Source organism: Bacteroides sp. AF34-31BH (genome assembly GCF_003602795.1).
Lineage (GTDB): Bacteria > Bacteroidota > Bacteroidia > Bacteroidales > Bacteroidaceae > Bacteroides > Bacteroides uniformis.
In genome coordinates, this window is the sequence record NZ_QTLV01000001.1 from 726,255 (window position 1) to 744,950 (window position 18,696).

An 18,696-nucleotide genomic window follows, 5' to 3' on the forward strand; every position below is an offset into this window, starting at 1 on the left:
AAAAAAATGAAACATAAATTTATAATATTAGCTTTAGGACTTGGACTTTTAGCAAGTTCCTGCAATGACTTGGACTTAGTTCCATTGTCTGAGGCCTCCACTGAAAACTGGTATTCTTCAGAAGAAGAACTATTGATGGCTGCCAATGAATTCTATAAAATCGGATATTGGAATAAAATGAACCAGGGACTTCTGGAACAAGCCACCGACAACTTCACCTATAGAAATGTGAATCGTTGCAACCTCCTAGACGGTACAGTAAATGGTGATGGTGGAACAGAGAACTGGTATCCAGTAGAGCAATGGCAATCAAACTATAAATGTATAACGATGGCCAATACATTTCTTGAAAAATCTGAGCGCGCCGAAAAGGCTGGTGTCTCTGAAAAAATATTGAATCAATACAGAGGAGAAGCTTACTTTACAAGAGCTTGTAAATATGCAGTACTCGTTTCTTTCTTTGGTGATGTTGTCTGGCTAGATAAGAATATTTACATTGAAGAAGCCTTCCAAAAAGGACGTACTCCAAAAAAAGAGATTATACCTTTAATTTACCAAGACTTCGACAAAGCAATTTCTATGTTACCAGTATCTTATACCGGTAACTCGACACAACGTTTCACAAAAGGTGCTGCATTAGCCATGAAAGCACGTTTTGCCCTTTACATGGGTGATTGGGAACTTGCGGCCGAATCAGCTAAAGCGTGTATGAATTTGCAAGCTTATCAATTACATCCCGACTTCAGCGACTTATTTCTGATGAATACCAAAAATTCCATAGAAAGCATTCTTGTATTCCCACGTTCCGTGCAATACAACATTCTATACGATGCTACTGCCACAAAAAATGAGCTGCCTAGAAATGCTGGAGGATACGGTTCGTATGCACCCTCTTGGGACTTGTTGGCTTCGTTCCTCTGTACAGATGGGTTGCCCATTGACGAGTCACCTCTTTTTGATCCCCACAATCCTTTCAAGAACCGTGACCCCCGTTGTACTGCCACCATTGTAGAATTTGGAACCCGCCATTGTAGCTTTGACTTTGATCCTCATCCCGATGCATTAAAAGTAATGAACTACAAAACCGGTAAAATGGTAACCAACCAAGATACCCGTGCCAATGCGCAATACACCTCATTCAATGCATTGCTATGGAAAAAGGGTATTGACGATTCTTGGGTAGATAACAAACAAAAAGTGGAAAGTGACTATATTGAAATACGTTACGCAGAAGTATTGTTGACTTATGCAGAAGCCATGATTGAACTGAACAAGATTGACGAATCTGTATTAGAAGCCATCAATAGTGTACGTGCCAGAGCATACGGAGTGAAATCTTCTGAAACAGACAAATATCCGGCAGTAACAGCACGTGACCAAAAGTCCTTACGCCAGACAGTCAGACTGGAACGTCGCGTAGAGTTTGCTAAAGAAGGACTCCGCTACATGGACCTCATTCGTTGGAAATTGGCAACCAAAGCTCTGAACACCAAGAACTACGGCATTCTATATCCTGCTGACATATTAAGAGACAAAGTTACATCAAAAGGACTGTGGTTCTGGCCTACTACACCACAGATAGATGAAGATGGAATCGCAGACTTCTCTGCTATGGAAAAAGAAGGCTTAATCCAAGTACTTTCCCAGCGCAAATGGGACGAACGGCAGTATTTATGGCCAATCCCCACATCTGAAATCATTATTAATGAAAACATGAAACAGAATCCAGGGTATTAACGGTTAGACATTATAGGTAAAAAGATTGTGAATAAAAGGATAAACAAACTGTAATGAAAGGACTGCCCCTGCAAATTAGAAATCCAGGGCAGCCCTTTTATACCGTTTCCACAACAAAATAAAGAACCGCATATTTATGAGAAGAATTATATTGATTTTAAGTCTACTGTTCTGTAGCCAGCTTATCACAGCCTCCAATCTATTGATAGAAGCAGAAAGCTTTGACCAAAAAGGAGGATGGGTAGTAGACCAGCAATTCATGGACCTTATGGGTTCACCCTATCTAATGGCTCATGGAATGGGAGTCCCGGTTGAGGATGCTTCCACTACCATATCTTTTCCCGAGAGCGGTACATATTATGTATATGTACGTACCTATAACTGGACTTCTCCCTGGTATGATGGCAAAGGACCTGGAAAGTTCACTCTAAAAATCGGTAATAAAAAGCTGCCTATAGTTTTAGGGGATGAAGGCAACCAATGGATGTGGCAACCCGCCGGAAAAATTTCAGTAAAGGCTGGGAATAGTAATCTAACATTAAAAGATTTGACCGGCTTCAATGGCCGTTGCGATGCTATTTATTTTACAACAGAAAAAGAGCAACTACCTCCTAACGAAACTGTACAACTGACAGATTTCCGTAAAAAGATGCTGAATATTCCCGCTGAACTGGAACTATACTCCTATGATGTAATTGTGATTGGCGGTGGTATAGCCGGTATGTGTGCAGCTGCAGCCGCTTCCAGATTGGGATGCAAAGTGGCATTAATCAACGACCGTCCAGTGCTTGGCGGCAACAATAGCTCTGAAGTCAGAGTTCACTTGGGGGGCAATATCGGAGTAGGCCCCAATTCCGGACTGGGACGTATGATAAGAGAATTCGGACATTCTAAAGAAGGAAATGCCAAACCTGCCGCAAACTATGAAGATGAAAAGAAGGAGCTTTTTATCGCCAATGAAAAGAATATCACCCTTTATGCCAACTACCGTGCCATATCTGTAAAGACCGATGGCAACAGAATAGAATCTGTCATCATCAAGCATATAGAGAATGGAAAAGAAGTGGAACTGAAAGCACCATTGTTCTCCGACTGTACCGGAGACGGCACCATCGGGTATCTGGCCGGTGCAGACTACAACATGGGACGCGAATCCCGTACCGAATACGGAGAAGAGCTTGCACCGATTCAACCGGACAAAATGACAATGGGTTCATCTGTACAATGGTACTCTGCAGACAAAGGTAAACCTACCCGTTTCCCTATTTTCTCGTATGGTCTGCAATTCAATGAAAAGAATTGTGAAAAAGTGACGATGGGTGAATGGAAATGGGAAACCGGCATGAACTTCAATCAAATCGACGACTTCGAACGTATACGTGATTATGGCTTAATGGTCATCTATTCTAACTGGAGTTTTCTGAAAAATGAATTAAAGGACAACAAGAAATATAAGAACCGCGCATTGGACTGGGTAGCCTATATTGCCGGGAAACGCGAATCACGCCGATTGTTGGGCGATTATATTCTAAAGCAAGATGATATAGACAAAAATGTCTATCACGAAGATGCCTCCTTCGTCACAACCTGGAGCATCGACCTGCATTTCCCGGATTCGCTCAATGCGTCACACTTTCCTGACGCGCCCTTCAAAGCAGCAACCAAGCACATCCATATATATCCTTACGCAGTGCCCTACCGCTGCCTATATTCCAGGAATATCGAGAATCTTTTTATGGCAGGCCGCAATATCAGTGTTACCCATGTGGCACTGGGCACTGTCCGCGTAATGCGTACCACCGGAATGATGGGCGAAGTTGTCGGGATGGCGGCTTCCTTATGTAAAAAGTACAACACCACTCCGAGAGGAGTATATCAGAAACACCTACCGGAATTGAAAGCACTGATGAAAGAGGGAGTAGGAAAAAAAGAAGGGATTCCCGATAATCAGAAGTTCAATGAACAAAAATTATTAAAAGAGCCTCGTATATTTATCATTGAAAAAAACAAGAAGTAAGAAACACGTTGATACTACAATTTAAGTATTAATAAAACACGCATATCATGAAAAATATTCTAACATTATTATTTGTCCTTTTCGGAGGATATTCGTTACACGCACAAGATACTTGTTACGGCCGTCTGAAAAATGACACTTTAACCATCGGAAACAGCTTGGTCGAACGTACCTTTTTGTGGAACGGGGGAAATATCATAACTTACCGTCTGACCGACAAGAGTAATGGAAAATCATGGAAGAACCACAGCCTTACTCCAGATTTCAGAGTAACGAAAAATTTGCCGCAACCATCAAACGGTTCACTCAAAGTAGTTCCCGTAAAAGAGACTAAAATATTTCCCGCTTATCTGAAAGTAGAAGTTTCTTTCAGCCTGGAGAAGCTAGATATAAAACGGGTATATCGTATTTATGATGATTGTCCAGCCATAGCCTGCGACACCTATTTAAGAGGAACAGTAAACAGTATTTTCGGAGGCAGAGAAGTTAGTGCAGCCGACCGGAAGAATATTGAATTCGCCGAAGACATGAAATCTAAAGAAGTAACCGCTGTACTAGACCAGTTCCATTTCCAAGGACAACATTGGCACGCTCGCAGCGTGGAATTTTCCGATGTGACCGACTGGCACAACAACCTGGTTTTCGAGAAAGAGATTATTTCCTATCGCAAACTGGGATATCGCGGCAATCTGCTGTTTGCCTTTAATGGCGAGGACAACTGTGGCATCTTCTTTTTAAAAGAGGCTCCCTGCTCTTCGGTACAATTAGCCTATCAAGGAAAGGATTTTCTGACTGATTTCGGGAAGTTTACAGTAACCGGCCTGGGCATTACCGAGAAAGACGTGACTCCCGACCGTTGGACCAAAACATACGGATGCGTATTGGGAATATACGGAGAAGATGAACTGAGCCGACTACAAGCGCTTCGTTCATATCAGAAGAATATACGTACTTACCGGGCCGACCGCGACGAGATGATTATGATGAACACCTGGGGAGACCGTAGCCAGGACTCAAAAGTAAACGAATCCTTCTGTTTGAAAGAACTGGAACGCGCCGCCCGTCTGGGAATCACCCATTTCCAGATTGATGATGGCTGGCAAATAGGTAAAAGCCCTAATTCAGCTGTAGCCCGCGGTTCATTCAAGAACATTTGGAACAATAAAGACTACTGGAAACCCGATCCGCAAAAGTATCCACGTGGTTTGCATCCCATCGTAAAACGTGGCAAGGAATTAGGTATTGAAATCGGTCTTTGGTTCAATCCCAGCATACAAAATGATTTTGCCGATTGGCAGAAAGATGCGCAAGCACTCATCAGCCTCTATCGCGAATACGGCATCAAAGTATTCAAGATAGACGGGCTCACCATTCCCAGTAAAGAAGCCGAAACAAACCTGCACCGCTTATTCAACAAAGTGCTGGAAGAGACGGACGAGGAAGTGATTTTCAACCTTGATGCGACAGCCAGCCGCCGCGGAGGCTACCACATGTTCAATGAATATGGAAATATCTTTCTGGAAAACCGTTATACCGACTGGCAGAACTACTATCCTTACTGGACTTTGCGTAACCTCTGGATGCTTTCCAAATATGTTCCGGCAGAAAAGCTGCAAATAGAGTTCTTGAACAAATGGAGAAATACGGATAAATATAAAGGAGAAGTCTTCGCTCCAGAAAACTATTCATTTGAATATCTGTTTGCTACGACTTTAGCAGGACAGCCGCTTGCCTGGATGGAAGGTACCAATCTACCCGAGGAAGCATTTACATTACGAGAACATACAGAAGCCTACAAGAAATTTCAGCATGACATGCATTCCGGCACTATCCTACCCATAGGAGATGAACCATCGGGACGCTCTTGGACCGGCTTCCAGTCTATAAAGAAAGATAGAGGATACTTGATTGTGTACCGTGAAAATCATCCAGAAGGGACTACAGAAGTCGATACCTGGCTGCCAGAAGGTGTCACAGTAAGATGTATCCCATTGATGGGACACGGCAAAGCGATGACAGCAGTAACCGGAAAGAAAGGAAGGCTGGAAATCTCTCTGCCATCAATCAATGACTATGTTGTCTACAAGTATGAAATTAAAAACAAACGCTAAAATAAAGACTGACATGAAAATCACAAGGAGTATACTCTTAATCGCCTTCTTGATGCTGTTTTACCGAGCCTTCGGACAACCTGCCGAACGGCTGATTCGGATACAGATCACTCCCAATCATACAGACTGGCTATATAAGCCAGGCGAAAAAATAAAATTCAGCATTACGGTACTGAAAAACAACGTACCAATTCCTGACACAGAAATTCGGTACGAGATTTCAGAAGATATGATGAAGCCTCACAAAGAAGGCATATTGCAAGCTGAAAAAGGAACAGCCACGGTGGAAGCCAAAACAATGGAAAAACCTGGCTTTCTCCGTTGCCAAGCCTTTGTTAAATATGGAGGACGTGAATACCAAGGGATAGTAACCGTTGGAATCAATCCAGAAAAATTAAAACCTATCACATCATTGCCCGAAGACTTTCTAAATTTCTGGGAAACAGCAAAACTCCAGGCTCAAAAGACACCAATGGATGTACAAATGACCCTTGTACCCGAACGTTGTACAGAGAAAGTGAATGTATTCCATGTGAATATACAGAATTATGAATCCCATACACGCTTATACGGCATGCTGGCTATGCCTAAAGCAAAAGGTCGATATCCCGCAGTTTTAAAGCTACCAGGTGCAGGAATACGTTCTTATGCCGGAGATGTGGAACATGCTGCCAATGGCTGGATTGTTTTCGAAATAGGAATACACGGTATTCCGGTCAACATGTCAGGACCGGTATATACCAATCTCTATATGGGAGCATTAAAAAGGTACCACACGTTCAATCTGGATAATCGGGATAAATACTATTATAAACGTGTATATCTAGGCTGTGTACGTGCCATTGACTTTATTTATTCCCTACCACAATTCGATGGGAGCAATTTGATAACATTCGGCAGTAGCCAAGGAGGAGGATTGTCCATCGTGACAGCTGGACTTGATTCACGTGTCAAAGGACTGGTAGCCTTTTACCCTGCTCTTTGTGACATGGTCGGCTATATACATAACCGTGCCGGAGGATGGCCACACATGTTTAACAAGCAAGAAAATCAGACTGCAGAAAAGGCAAATACAGCACGTTATTATGACGCAGTTAATTTTGCACGCCAAATAAAAGTTCCCGGATTCTACTCATTCGGATATAATGATATGGTCTGTCCACCCACTACTACCTATTCTGCCTACAATGTAATTCAAGCACCCAAACAAATATTAGTATCCGAAGAAACGGCTCATTATGCCTACCCAGAACAATGGGCAGCCGCATGGAAATGGGTCGCTGATTTCTTTCAACAAAACAAATAAAAACTATAAGAATCATGAGAATACTTTTTTTTATTACAACACTGCTTTTCATCATCCCGAACATGTTCGGACAAAAGGAATATCGTCTGAACTCACCGGACGGCAAGTTGGAGGTTACCTTATATATAGGTGACCGGATCACTTACGAGCTGACGGAAGAAGGGCATACATTGGTAGCCCCCTCTCCCTTATCAGTACATCTGGATAATGGGACAGTCTGGGGTAACGGCTCCCATCTTAAGAGAGTCAGTCATCGCCAGGCAAATGAGGTGATTCCCTCTCCTTTCTACAAACGCAGTGAAGTAAAGGATGTCTATAATGAAATGACGTTAAGTTTCCGGGAACATTTCAACCTCATTTTCAGAATGTACAATGAAGGAATGGCATACCGGTTCGCAGCGACCGGAAACAGACCGTTCAAAGTTACAAACGAAGAAGCCGCCTTCAACTTCAACAAGGACTACAAATCGATTGTTCCTTATGTAAAAGATGGCGATAAACAACCGATAGAAGCCCAGTTCTCCAACTCTTTTGAAAACACCTATACACATATAGAGCTATCCGGACTGAACCCCCAAAGACTGATGTTTACCCCCGTAGTAATAGAGCAGGAAAACGGCCGTAAACTTTGTATTGCCGAATCCGACGTGGAGAGCTATCCGGGCATGTTCCTCATCAACAGAAACGGGGGAACAGCACTCACTTCCGCTTTTGCCGCCGTCCCCAAAACAAAAAAACAAGGCGGGCATAACCAACTGCAAATATTAGTCACAGAGCGTGAAAACTACATTGCTTCCTGCCAGCCAAAAGCCAAACTACCCTGGCGCATCATTGTTGTGGCAAGAAATGACAAGGAGCTGGCAGATAACGATATGGTTTATAAGCTGGCTGCTCCATCACGCATGAAAGACATCTCATGGATACGTCCGGGCAAAGTGGCCTGGGAATGGTGGAACCATTGGGGAATCAAAGGCGTGGATTTCGAAGCTGGAATAAACAATGAAACATACATGCACTATATCGACTTCGCCTCCCGGCATGGCATCGAGTATGTGATTCTGGATGAAGGCTGGGCTGTCAACCTCAAGGCTGACCTTTTCCAAATTGTACCGGAAATTGATTTAAAAAAGCTCACGGCCTATGCCAGGCAAAAGAATGTAGGACTCATCCTTTGGGCAGGTTACCATGCCTTTGCCCGCGACATGGAACATGTATGCAAGCACTATTCCGAAATGGGCATCAAAGGATTCAAGATTGACTTTATGGATAGGGATGACCAGGAAATGGTAGACTTCCACTACCGGGCTGCCGAAATTGCCGCTAAATATAAGTTGATGGTAGACTTTCACGGCACGTACAAACCTACCGGGCTGAACCGCACTTATCCCAATGTCATCAACTATGAAGCCGTTCACGGGCTGGAACAGATGAAGTGGAGTGACATCCATACCGACCAGGTAACCTACGATGTCACCATGCCATTTATCCGTATGCTGGCCGGACCGGTGGACTATACACAAGGCGCCATGCACAATGCCAACAAACGGTGTTACCACTCCTCAATGGATACCCCAATGAGCCAGGGAACCCGTTGCCGCCAATTAGCTGAATATGTAGTATTTGAATCACCATTGAACATGTTGTGCGACAGTCCCACCAATTACGACCGTGAAGAAGAATGCACGGAATTCATCGCTGCCATCCCTACCGTTTGGGAACAAACAATAGCCATGAACGGAGAAATTGGAAAATACATTACAATGGCGCGCAGGAAAGGAGATGTCTGGTATGTCGGCTCCCTGACCAATTGGGATGCACGTACTCTGACACTGGACCTTTCTTTCCTCGGTGCAGGCAGATGGAAAGCGGAAATGTTTCATGACGGAGTGAATGCCAACCGCCTGGCTTCCGACTACCAAAAGACCGTCACAGACATTCCTGTATCCCGTAAACTGACCGTCAAAATGGCACAAGGAGGCGGATGCGCATTGAAAATATACAAAGAATAATCCATAGGCTTTTTAAACGTTAACTGATACATACGATTTATGAGAATTAAAAGATTAATGATTACTTGTTTGCTCGCAGTGTCTGTACTGGGAGGCAAGTCACAAGCACAAGACTTATTGTCCAATGTTTACGGACGCGACTACCGGCTACTGAATGGGAAGTGGGGAGCCATTGTAGACCTTTATGACCAAGGGGAAAGGATGCAGGTGTACAAAAACAGAAAACCTCAGGACAACAAGCAATTTTACGAATACTCTTTCGACGGAGGTTTGGTCCTGAATGTACCTGCCGATTTCAATTCACAAATGCCCGAATTGAAATTTTATGAAGGGACTGTATGGTACGGACGCTCTTTCGATACCCCAAAGACTGACGGCAAACGTTTGTTTCTCTATTTCGGTGCGGTAAGTTACCGTAGCAAAATATATCTGAACGGGGAAAAAATAGCCAGCCATGAAGGCGGATTCACTCCCTTCCAGGTGGAAATCACAGATAAGGTAAAGCAAATGGACAACTTCCTGGTGGTGAAAGTCAACAATACCCGCACCACGGATGCCATCCCTGCCATGTCCTTTGACTGGTGGAATTACGGCGGCATCACGCGCGATGTAATGTTGGTAAGCGTTCCACAAAGCTACATCAAAGACCATTTCATCCAGTTGGACAAGATACAATCCAACCTGATTCGTGCCAAAGTAACCTTATCCGAAGCAAAGCCTGGCATCAACGTGCAAGTCGCCATCCCCGAATTGGGCATCAGACAGAACATGGCTACCGATGCCAACGGAATTGCCCGGGCCACCATCAAAACCAAAAAACTGCAACGTTGGTCACCGGATGCTCCAAAGCTGTATGATGTGACCATCACTTCGGAAAGTGACCGGCTCAACGAGCAAATTGGTTTCCGTAACCTTTATGTAAAAGGCGAAGATATCTATCTGAACGACCGGCCCATCTTCCTGCGCAGTGTCAGCTTCCACGAGGAAATTCCGCAACGCCGCGGGCGTGCCTTCTCAGAAGCGGACGCAACAATGCTGTTGTCCGAAGCCAAAGAGCTGGGTGCCAACATGATTCGTCTGGCACATTATCCACAAAATGAATATACTGTCCGCCTGGCAGAAAGAATGGGATTTCTTTTATGGGAAGAGATACCTATCTGGCAAGGGATTGACTTCAAAAATACCGCTACCCGTGAGAAAGCAGGCAGAATGATTAAAGAGATGGTGATGCGCGACAAAAACCGTTGTTCCGTTGCCTTTTGGGGGATTGCCAATGAAACAGCCACTTCCGCCCCGCGCAATGAATTTCTGAAACACATGAAACAATGTTGCCTGGACATCGACTCAACCCGTCTGATTACGGCCGCCTTCGATTTGGTACGCTTCAACCGCGAAAGCCGGAACTTTGAGATGAATGACTCCATTATCAACATCCTGGACATGGTAGCCATCAACAAATATATGGGATGGTATCATGACTGGCCACTGGCTCCGGACCAGGCTGTCTGGAATGTAGCTCCCGGCAAACCTCTTTTCATTTCCGAGTTCGGAGGCGAAGCGCTCTATGGCAAACATGGCGACGCGGAAGTCAAGAGTTCTTGGAGTGAGGATTATCAGGCACAACTCTACAAGGACAATCTGGAAATGTTCAAGCATATCCCCAACCTGCGCGGAACATCGCCGTGGATTCTTTTTGATTTCCGTTCTCCCTTCCGTTTCCATCCACACCAGGGAGGGGAATGGAACCGTAAAGGACTGGTTTCCGACCAGGGACAACGCAAAAAAGCATGGTACATCATGCGTGATTACTATAACCAAAAGAAAACAGAACAATGAAGCACAAAATAAAACACTACATGGCTGCCCTCCTCCTGACCTCTATGGTCTGGAGCGGGCATGCCCAAGAAAAGAATGAAATGGACTTGTCTGGTGAATGGGCATTCCAGACAGATGTCATGGACTTCCGGAGAGGTTCACTGGACGTACGTTACTGCCATCGCCTGCAGGAAAGCATCGTTCTACCGGGAATTACAGATGACTATAAAATAGGCTACAAATCTCCTTACCGCCACCTGGATAGGCTGACCCGTGTCTACGAATATATGGGCCCCGCATGGTACCAGCGGGAAATAGAGATTCCTGCGGCATGGAAAGGCAAACGCATTTTCCTCTATTTTGAACGTACACACTGGCTCAGTTCGGTATATGTAGGCAAAGAAGAAGTGAGTAAAATAGACTACATCAGTATTCCCCACAACCACGAACTGACCCAATGGCTACATCCAGGCAAAAAAGAACTGATAACTTTCTGCATAGACAACCGCTACCAGTACGATACCCATAAATGGGACCATGCCCACTCCGAATTTACCCAAATAAACTGGAACGGAGTATTGGGCGAAATTAAGCTGGTAGCTGTAGACCCGGTCTATGTAGATGACATGCAGGTCTATCCGGACATCAAGAACAAAAGCATCAAAGTCAAAATGACTGTCCGCAACTGTACAGAACATACCGCCAGCGGCAAAATATCCTTCCACGTGACAGGAAAGGACTATAGACTGCAAAAGGAAGTACCGGTAACAGTGACCGATTCCATTACTTATATCGAGGAAGAGATGTTTTTGGGTAAGGATATCCATTTGTGGAATGAGTTCCATCCCAATCTTTATACGTTGGACTGTAAGCTGACTTCCAGTGTAGATGGCCAATCCTATGCGCATGAGAAAAGCACAACTTTCGGTATGCGCGAAGTAGAGGCCGGTGAGGACCATATCATCCTTAATGGCGAACCCATACACCTGCGCGGTACCGTTGAAAACGCAGTGTTCCCCAAGACCGGCTATGCTCCCGTGGACGATGCCTCTTGGGAACGTGTACTCCGTATCCTGAAAGAATATGGTATGAACCATATGCGCTTCCACTCCTGGTGTCCTCCTGCCGCTGCGTTCCGTATGGCAGACAAGCTGGGTGTCTATCTGGAGGTGGAAATGCCGATGTGGGGTAAAGATGCCCAACCCGATGAGAAGCGCTGGAATTTCTTCCGTCGCGAGCTGCGGGGTATCTTGAAAGAATATGGGAATCACCCTTCCTTCATTCTCTACTGTAACGGAAACGAAATTACCGGCGATTTCAGTTTCATAGAAGAGCTTACCGCCACGGCCCGCCAGTTGGATAACCGCCGTCTATACAGCGGTTCCACAGCCCGCACACGTGTCAAATCAGACCAGTTCTACATTACCCATCAGACTACCAAAGGACACATGGCTATCTACGAAGGACGTCCTTATACAAACTGGGACAAAAACAAGGAACTGGGAGTAGGCCTGCCCATCATCTCGCATGAATCCGGACAGCGGTGCATCTATCCCAATTTCGAGGAAATAAAGAACTTCACCGGCCCCGTACAAGCGCGTAATTTCGAGATATTCCGTGAACTGCTGGACAAGAACCACATGCTCGACCAGGCACATGACTTCTTCCGTGCTTCTGGAGCCTTGACCGCCATAGAGTACAAGGATGTCATAGAAGCCCAGTTGCGCACTTATCTGAAAGGCGGTTTCCAATTACTGTCTCTGAATGATTTTACCGGACAAGGATATGCACCGGTAGGCATTCTCGATCCTTTCTGGAATACCAAAGGGCTCATCACACCGGAAAAGTGGCGCGAGTTCTGTGCACCGACTGTTGCGTTGCTCCGTTTCGACAAACGCGCACTTTACAATGATGAAGTGTTTGAAGGAAAAGCGGAAATATACAATTATGGACCTGCCCTATTGAAAAACGCAAAAATCAATTGGAGTATCACCGACAGCAACGGTAAAACCCTTAAGAGCGGAAAACTGAAAACACAAACTGTCGGAAAGAACGGGGTATTTCCACTTGGCAATTTCAGTTATGCATTGGACAATATCACTGAACCACAGAAGCTGACGGTCCATCTTTCTGTTGCACACGTAAAAAACAGCTGGGATATCTGGGTATATCCCCGTCATAGCAACTTAATGCAGTCCACTAGTGAAGTGCTCTACACCACAGTATTCGATGAAAAAGCAAAACAACACCTTGCCGATGGCAAGAAAGTGGTACTCTGCCCCAAACCTTCCAAAGTAAAAGGTCGTAAATCCGTGTTCCACAATCACTTTTGGAATCCGATAATGTTCAAATGGCCTCCTATGACCATTGGCAGTCTGATTCATGACGACCAGCCTATATTCGAGCATTTCATAACTTCCTACCATACTGACTGGCAGTGGTGGGACATTCTGGAAAATGCCAAGGTTATTGAGATGAAAGATGCTCCGGCAGCACTGCGGCCTTTCATACAAGTAATAGACCATTACGACAATAATGAAAAGCTCGGTATTGGTTTCGAAGCAAAAGTGAAGAAAGGCAGTCTACTGGTACTGGCCGTAGATACCCAGAAAAACATCAACGAACGTCCTGCCACCCAGCAATTGCTGGAAAGCATTGACCGCTACGTAAAGAGTGACAAATTCGCTCCACAAATTACCGTTGACGAGTCCTACATTGAATCATTCTTAAAGAAATAAATAAAGGAAATATGATGAAATTATTCTTGCTTTGGGCTCTTTTGTTGCTGCCGGTCGGACCGGCAGCAGCACAAGAGATAAAAATGTCACAAACAGCTCCATTGGAACAAGTTTATGGAGAAACTGTAGAAGATGATGCCTTACTGCCCATGAATGAACTGGATATGGATTTTGGCTATGCCCTCTATGAGACAACCGTTGATGTGGAAGAGGAGAATCCCACACTAACTATTGAAAACGTACGGGATTATGCTGTGGTCTATGCAGACGGCAAACTGCAAGGATATTTAAAAGATAGCAGTAAAAGCTTGAAAACCAATCTACCGATAGGTATACACAAACTTAGTATCTATACTGAAAATATCGGACGTATTACCTATGGTCCTGAAATTCTGGACAATTCAAAAGGTATCTACGGCAGCATAATATTGGGAAAGACAGATTTAGAAGGCTGGAAGATGACCCCATTGGAAATTAAGGAATGCGATGTGGCCGGAATAACTTTCAAAGAAGGCGCCTCCTCCATCCCCTGCTTCCGTAAAGGTTGTGTCACAGTAAGCAACCCGGCACAAGAGACCTTTCTTGACGTGTCCGGCTGGGGAATGGGAGAAGTCTGGATAAACGGGCAATACTTGGGTGCCTACTGGGAAGAAAATGCAGAAAAGACCCTGGAGATACCTGCCGGTGCTCTGATAGCAGGTAATAATGAAATAGTGGTATTTGAACTAAAAAATAACGAACAAGCTTCCATGACACTAACCGATAAGCCTATTTTCAAATAAGCCCTTGCATGTACTTGTTTATATTCCTTAAAAAAACGACCTTTGTGTAGGAGCAGATTCCGAAAAACGTGTCTTATTTAATGAGAATAGCATAATTATATATATCATGAAGAAACTAACATTTATCAGTTGCCTCCTTTTAAGTGGTTGCCTGGCCGGAGCAATGGCTGCAGACAAAAAGCAACCCATCTACAAAGATGCCAAAGCTCCCATTGAGGAGCGTGTGAATGACCTGGTCAGCAGAATGACGCTGGAAGAAAAGGTACAACAACTCAACCAGTACACTTTGGGGCGGAATAACAACGAGAACAATCGTGGTGAGGAAGTAAAAAAAATTCCTGCCACACTAGGCTCCCTCATTTATTTTGATGAAGATGCCAATCTGCGTAACGAGGCTCAGAGAAAAGCAATGGAAGAATCACGTCTGGGTATCCCCATCCTTTTCGGATACGACGTCATTCACGGGTTCCGTACCATTTATCCCATCTCTTTGGGACAAGCATGTTCTTGGAATCCCCAATTGGTAGAACAAGCATGTGCCGTTGCCGCCCAGGAAGCACGCATGTCCGGGGTAGACTGGACTTTTTCCCCTATGATTGACGTGGCAAGAGACGGACGCTGGGGACGTGTTGCAGAGGGCTATGGCGAAGACCCTTATACCAATGCTGTATTCGGTGTCGCATCCATCAAAGGATACCAAGGTGAAGACATGTCCGACAGCAAGCGAGTAGCCGCCTGCCTTAAACATTATATCGGATACGGCGCTTCTGAAGCAGGACGTGACTATGTTTATACGGAAATCTCCAATCAGACTCTGTGGGACACCTATATTCCTCCCTATGAAGCTGGCGTAAAAGCCGGTGCCGCTACTTTAATGAGTTCATTCAATGACATCAGCGGCACTCCCGGAAGCGCCAACCATTACACGATGACAGAAATTCTGAAGAACCGTTGGAAACACGACGGCTTTGTTGTTTCAGACTGGTCTGCAGTACCGCAACTTATTGACCAGGGCCATGCTGCCGACCGCAAAGAAGCTGCCCGTCTGGCTTTCAACGCTGGCCTAGAAATGGACATGATGGGGCATTGCTATGACAGGCATATGGCAAAGCTGGTGGAAGAAGGTAAAATAAGCATGCAACTGGTGGACGATGCAGTAAAACGCGTGCTCCGTATCAAATTCCGCCTTGGACTTTTTGACAATCCCTACACCCCGACATCTACAGAAAAAGAGCGCTTCCTCCTTCCACAAAGCCTGACTATTGCAGAGAAACTGGCAGAAGAGAGCATTGTTCTACTGAAGAATGAAAACAAGGTACTCCCTCTGGCAAACGGGAACAAGCCAACTATCGCCGTCATGGGGCCTCTGGTAGAAAACTGTGCCGAGCTCCTGGGGTCATGGTATGGACATGGACATGCAGAAGATGTCCTCCCCATCAAAAAGGCGCTGGATGCAGAATTTGCAGGCAAGGCTGAACTGATTTATACCGAGGGTTGTGATTTCGACGGTAACGACACTTCCAAATTCAGTGAGGCACTGGCTGTAGCCCGGAAAGCAGATGTCATTCTACTCTGTATGGGTGAAAAGAAAAAGTGGAGTGGCGAAAACGCATCGCGTTCCATCATAGAACTGCCTGCCATTCAAGAGGAATTCATTGCTGAAATGAAGAAAGCAGGCAAACCGATTGTTCTGGTACTGGCTAACGGACGTCCTTTGGGACTCTCTAAAGTGGAACCTCTCTGTGACGCCATCGTTGAAATGTGGCAACCGGGAGTACCTGGCGGTAAACCATTGGCAGGTGTCTTGTCCGGCCGGGTAAATCCTTCGGGCAAGCTTTCCATTACTTTTCCACATTCCACCGGACAGATTCCAATCTATTACAATCAGCGCAAAACAGCCCGTCCACAAAGTGGCAAATATCAAGACCTCCCCTCTACCCCACTGTATGAATTCGGATACGGCTTGAGTTATACCACCTTTAATTATGGTAATATCAACTTGCCCAAAGAAACCATCAGACGCGGTGAAAAGTTGGTAATGGAAATCCCAGTCACCAATGTAGGCAAACGTGACGGTGCAGAAGTGGTGCATTGGTTTATCTCAGACCCATTTAGCACGATTACCCGTCCATGCAAAGAGTTGAAGCACTTCGAAAAGCAACTAATTAAAGCAGGTGAAACACATATATTCCGCTTTGAAATAGACCCGATACGTGATCTTGGTTTTGTAAATGCCAATGGTGAACATTTCCTTGAAAATGGAGAATATTATGTAATAGTGAAAGACCAGAAAGTAAAATTCACGGTTATAGATTAATCTTCTTTTTATATTGTAGGCCATCCTCCTTTCATCATTCTAAAAGACAGATGGCCTGCAATTTCTATTTTTAGAACAAATAAGTATACTGTTCTCCTAAAAATTTCTTGATATGCTTCAAGGCTTTGGTTATTTGGGCCTCCACCGTCTTGACAGAAATACCCATTTCCCCGGCAATTTCTTGATTAGTCTTCCCTTCTTCCCTACTTTTGCGATAAACCTGCCCACATTTGTTCGGAAGGGAACAAACAGCTTCTTCAATCAATCGATTAAGTTCTTCCATCTCCACCGAAGTATCAGCCGCAAGAGCATATCCATATTCTTCTCCTCCCTCGATGGGAACCGTATCCTTTTCATCGCGTAAAGCATTCAGGCAACGATTACGTGCAGACTGGAAAAGATAAGCCTTGAATGAGATTTTAAGAGTCAAGTCGGCCCTACCCTCCCACAAATTCATAAAGATAGAAAGGGCCAGTTCTTCTATCTCCTGCTTGTCTCTCAGATAAAGGGACATGAAGCGGCAGAGTGAAACAAAATAAGTATCGAAAAGGTGCTTGAAAGCCTTCTCGTCATCTTGTTTGATTAACTGTAACAATAGGATATCATCTTCTGCAGGCATATCGAAGTTATATTAGATAAGGGCTTCTTGAGCGGCAAAGATACTAATATTATTTGTTCCTCGAAATTTATTAAAAAAATAATTGGAATCGGAATAAGGGTTAAACTCAAGTGATGTGTCATATAAGTGAAGGCCTATAAAAACATCATGATCATGAAAAAAAGTGTTCCTTGGAATTTAATCATTCCTAAGTTGAAACAGGAAATTTCCGCAGACGAAGAGCGGCAATTGGAGACTTGGTTACGCAGCAGTAACAACGAAGCGTTATTCAAGGAATTGCAACTGTTATGGGAAAAAATTCAGGCAAATGTAGAAAACTACACGCCCAATACCGAATATTATTGGAATGAACTTGTCAACCGTATGCACGCCAGCGAGCCTAAGCAGACTGCAAAACCTGCAAAGAAACGCTTCGAACTGAAACGGATATACCGCTACGCAGTAGCTGCATGTATAGCTGTTGCCATCGGTTGCTCATTCTACATAGGATTCCTTAACGGACAGCCTGAAGCCATGCCGCAGTTATACTCTAATTTGTCGGGTAAGTCTAAGGTTCTCCTTCCTGACGGAAGCGAAGTATGGATGCATACAGAGACCTCTTTGCAATACGAATCACAAATGAATAAGGATGAGCGTATCGTAAATGTAACTGGTGAAGCTTACTTCGATGTAGCACACGATGCTGACAAACCTTTTATCGTGCAGACAGAAGGTATGCGTATCGTAGTTCACGGAACCAAATTCAATGTCGATGCATTCCCCGGTTCGGAAAATACATTGGTGAGTTTGGTAGAAGGGTCCGTCTCTTTGGAAACCGAGACAGAGAACCGTTTCCTCAAACCGGGCGAAACAGCTACTTTTAATCGGAAAACCCTGACACTTAAGGTAGAAAAAGATGATGTACATTTTGCCTCTTCGTGGGCAAATACACAACTCGTATTCAGAAACCGTTCATTGGGAGACATTTGCAAACTGCTTTCTAAATGGTATCGGGTAAAGATAGACGTGGATCCTACATTATCCAATAAATATTTCTATACGTTTACGTTGCGTAGCGAACCGCTGGACGAAATACTCCGCATCATGGCACGCATCCAACCTATGAAATATACCTTTAACGAAGAGAATGAGTTGACAATTTCGTTTGCAGACACAAAACAAAAAGTAAAATGAAACAGTAACAAAATTAAAAACTTATGCCAAACAAATGAGAAATGCACATTATTTAATAATTAACGAAAAGTA

Annotated in this window: 11 protein-coding genes; 10 read left to right on the forward strand and 1 reads right to left on the reverse strand. The window is 44.4% G+C overall.

Features of this window, described 5'->3' with window-relative positions; translation table 11 throughout:
* Positions 1–6: 6 nt before the first annotated feature.
* The 9 genes from DWZ67_RS03110 to DWZ67_RS03150 all read left to right on the forward strand — a co-directional run bounded on the left by DWZ67_RS03110 (position 7) and on the right by DWZ67_RS03150 (position 16,832).
* On the forward strand, positions 7–1,737 hold the full coding sequence (locus tag DWZ67_RS03110; protein ID WP_120138103.1) for a RagB/SusD family nutrient uptake outer membrane protein: 1,731 nt from the start codon (positions 7–9) through the stop codon (positions 1,735–1,737).
* A 136-nt stretch (positions 1,738–1,873) separates the two neighbouring features.
* Complete coding sequence (locus DWZ67_RS03115; protein ID WP_120138104.1) at positions 1,874–3,754, forward strand: FAD-dependent oxidoreductase; 1,881 nt, start codon at positions 1,874–1,876, stop codon at positions 3,752–3,754.
* Positions 3,755–3,801: 47 nt separating this feature from the next.
* Positions 3,802–5,865: an alpha-galactosidase gene (locus tag DWZ67_RS03120; RefSeq protein WP_120138105.1), complete on the forward strand. Its 2,064-nt coding sequence runs from the start codon at positions 3,802–3,804 to the stop codon at positions 5,863–5,865.
* A 13-nt stretch (positions 5,866–5,878) separates the two neighbouring features.
* The gene (locus DWZ67_RS03125) at positions 5,879–7,171 is read left to right on the forward strand and encodes an acetylxylan esterase (protein ID WP_016273116.1); all 1,293 of its coding nucleotides are present in this window, start codon (positions 5,879–5,881) and stop codon (positions 7,169–7,171) included.
* A 14-nt stretch (positions 7,172–7,185) separates the two neighbouring features.
* A complete protein-coding gene (locus tag DWZ67_RS03130) occupies positions 7,186–9,180 on the forward strand; it encodes a glycoside hydrolase family 97 protein (RefSeq protein ID WP_120138106.1) in 1,995 nt (664 codons plus the stop codon).
* 39 nt (positions 9,181–9,219) lie between these two features.
* Positions 9,220–11,016: a glycoside hydrolase family 2 protein gene (locus DWZ67_RS03135; protein ID WP_120138107.1), complete on the forward strand. Its 1,797-nt coding sequence runs from the start codon at positions 9,220–9,222 to the stop codon at positions 11,014–11,016.
* The gene (locus tag DWZ67_RS03140) at positions 11,013–13,733 is read left to right on the forward strand and encodes a sugar-binding domain-containing protein (protein WP_120138108.1); all 2,721 of its coding nucleotides are present in this window, start codon (positions 11,013–11,015) and stop codon (positions 13,731–13,733) included. The genes DWZ67_RS03135 and DWZ67_RS03140 overlap by 4 nt, the downstream gene beginning before the upstream one ends.
* A gap of 11 nt (positions 13,734–13,744) precedes the next feature.
* A complete protein-coding gene (locus tag DWZ67_RS03145) occupies positions 13,745–14,515 on the forward strand; it encodes a hypothetical protein (protein ID WP_120138109.1) in 771 nt (256 codons plus the stop codon).
* Positions 14,516–14,621: 106 nt separating this feature from the next.
* Positions 14,622–16,832 (forward strand): glycoside hydrolase family 3 N-terminal domain-containing protein, encoded by a 2,211-nt coding sequence (locus DWZ67_RS03150; RefSeq protein ID WP_120138110.1) that lies wholly within the window; start codon positions 14,622–14,624, stop codon positions 16,830–16,832.
* A gap of 70 nt (positions 16,833–16,902) precedes the next feature.
* Here DWZ67_RS03150 and DWZ67_RS03155 read toward each other — a convergent pair whose 3' ends face one another.
* On the reverse strand, positions 16,903–17,451 hold the full coding sequence (locus DWZ67_RS03155; RefSeq protein WP_119961204.1) for an RNA polymerase sigma-70 factor: 549 nt from the start codon (positions 17,449–17,451) through the stop codon (positions 16,903–16,905).
* A gap of 153 nt (positions 17,452–17,604) precedes the next feature.
* Here DWZ67_RS03155 and DWZ67_RS03160 point away from each other — a divergent pair, with 153 nt between their 5' ends.
* Positions 17,605–18,624, forward strand: coding sequence for a FecR family protein (locus tag DWZ67_RS03160; protein WP_057087273.1), 1,020 nt, complete (start codon positions 17,605–17,607; stop codon positions 18,622–18,624).
* Positions 18,625–18,696 lie beyond the last annotated feature (72 nt).

What these genes read in the sequence shown, in the direction of transcription:
- DWZ67_RS03135 (WP_120138107.1), top strand. Translation starts at nt 9,220, where the DNA reads ATGAGAATTAAAAGATTAATGATTACTTGTTTGCTCGCAGTGTCTGTA.
- DWZ67_RS03120 (WP_120138105.1), top strand. Translation starts at nt 3,802, where the DNA reads ATGAAAAATATTCTAACATTATTATTTGTCCTTTTCGGAGGATATTCG.
- DWZ67_RS03160 (WP_057087273.1), top strand. Translation starts at nt 17,605, where the DNA reads ATGAAAAAAAGTGTTCCTTGGAATTTAATCATTCCTAAGTTGAAACAG.
- DWZ67_RS03145 (WP_120138109.1), top strand. Translation starts at nt 13,745, where the DNA reads ATGATGAAATTATTCTTGCTTTGGGCTCTTTTGTTGCTGCCGGTCGGA.
- DWZ67_RS03130 (WP_120138106.1), top strand. Translation starts at nt 7,186, where the DNA reads ATGAGAATACTTTTTTTTATTACAACACTGCTTTTCATCATCCCGAAC.
- DWZ67_RS03125 (WP_016273116.1), top strand. Translation starts at nt 5,879, where the DNA reads ATGAAAATCACAAGGAGTATACTCTTAATCGCCTTCTTGATGCTGTTT.
- DWZ67_RS03140 (WP_120138108.1), top strand. Translation starts at nt 11,013, where the DNA reads ATGAAGCACAAAATAAAACACTACATGGCTGCCCTCCTCCTGACCTCT.
- DWZ67_RS03155 (WP_119961204.1), bottom strand. Translation starts at nt 17,451, where the DNA reads ATGCCTGCAGAAGATGATATCCTATTGTTACAGTTAATCAAACAAGAT.
- DWZ67_RS03150 (WP_120138110.1), top strand. Translation starts at nt 14,622, where the DNA reads ATGAAGAAACTAACATTTATCAGTTGCCTCCTTTTAAGTGGTTGCCTG.
- DWZ67_RS03115 (WP_120138104.1), top strand. Translation starts at nt 1,874, where the DNA reads ATGAGAAGAATTATATTGATTTTAAGTCTACTGTTCTGTAGCCAGCTT.
- DWZ67_RS03110 (WP_120138103.1), top strand. Translation starts at nt 7, where the DNA reads ATGAAACATAAATTTATAATATTAGCTTTAGGACTTGGACTTTTAGCA.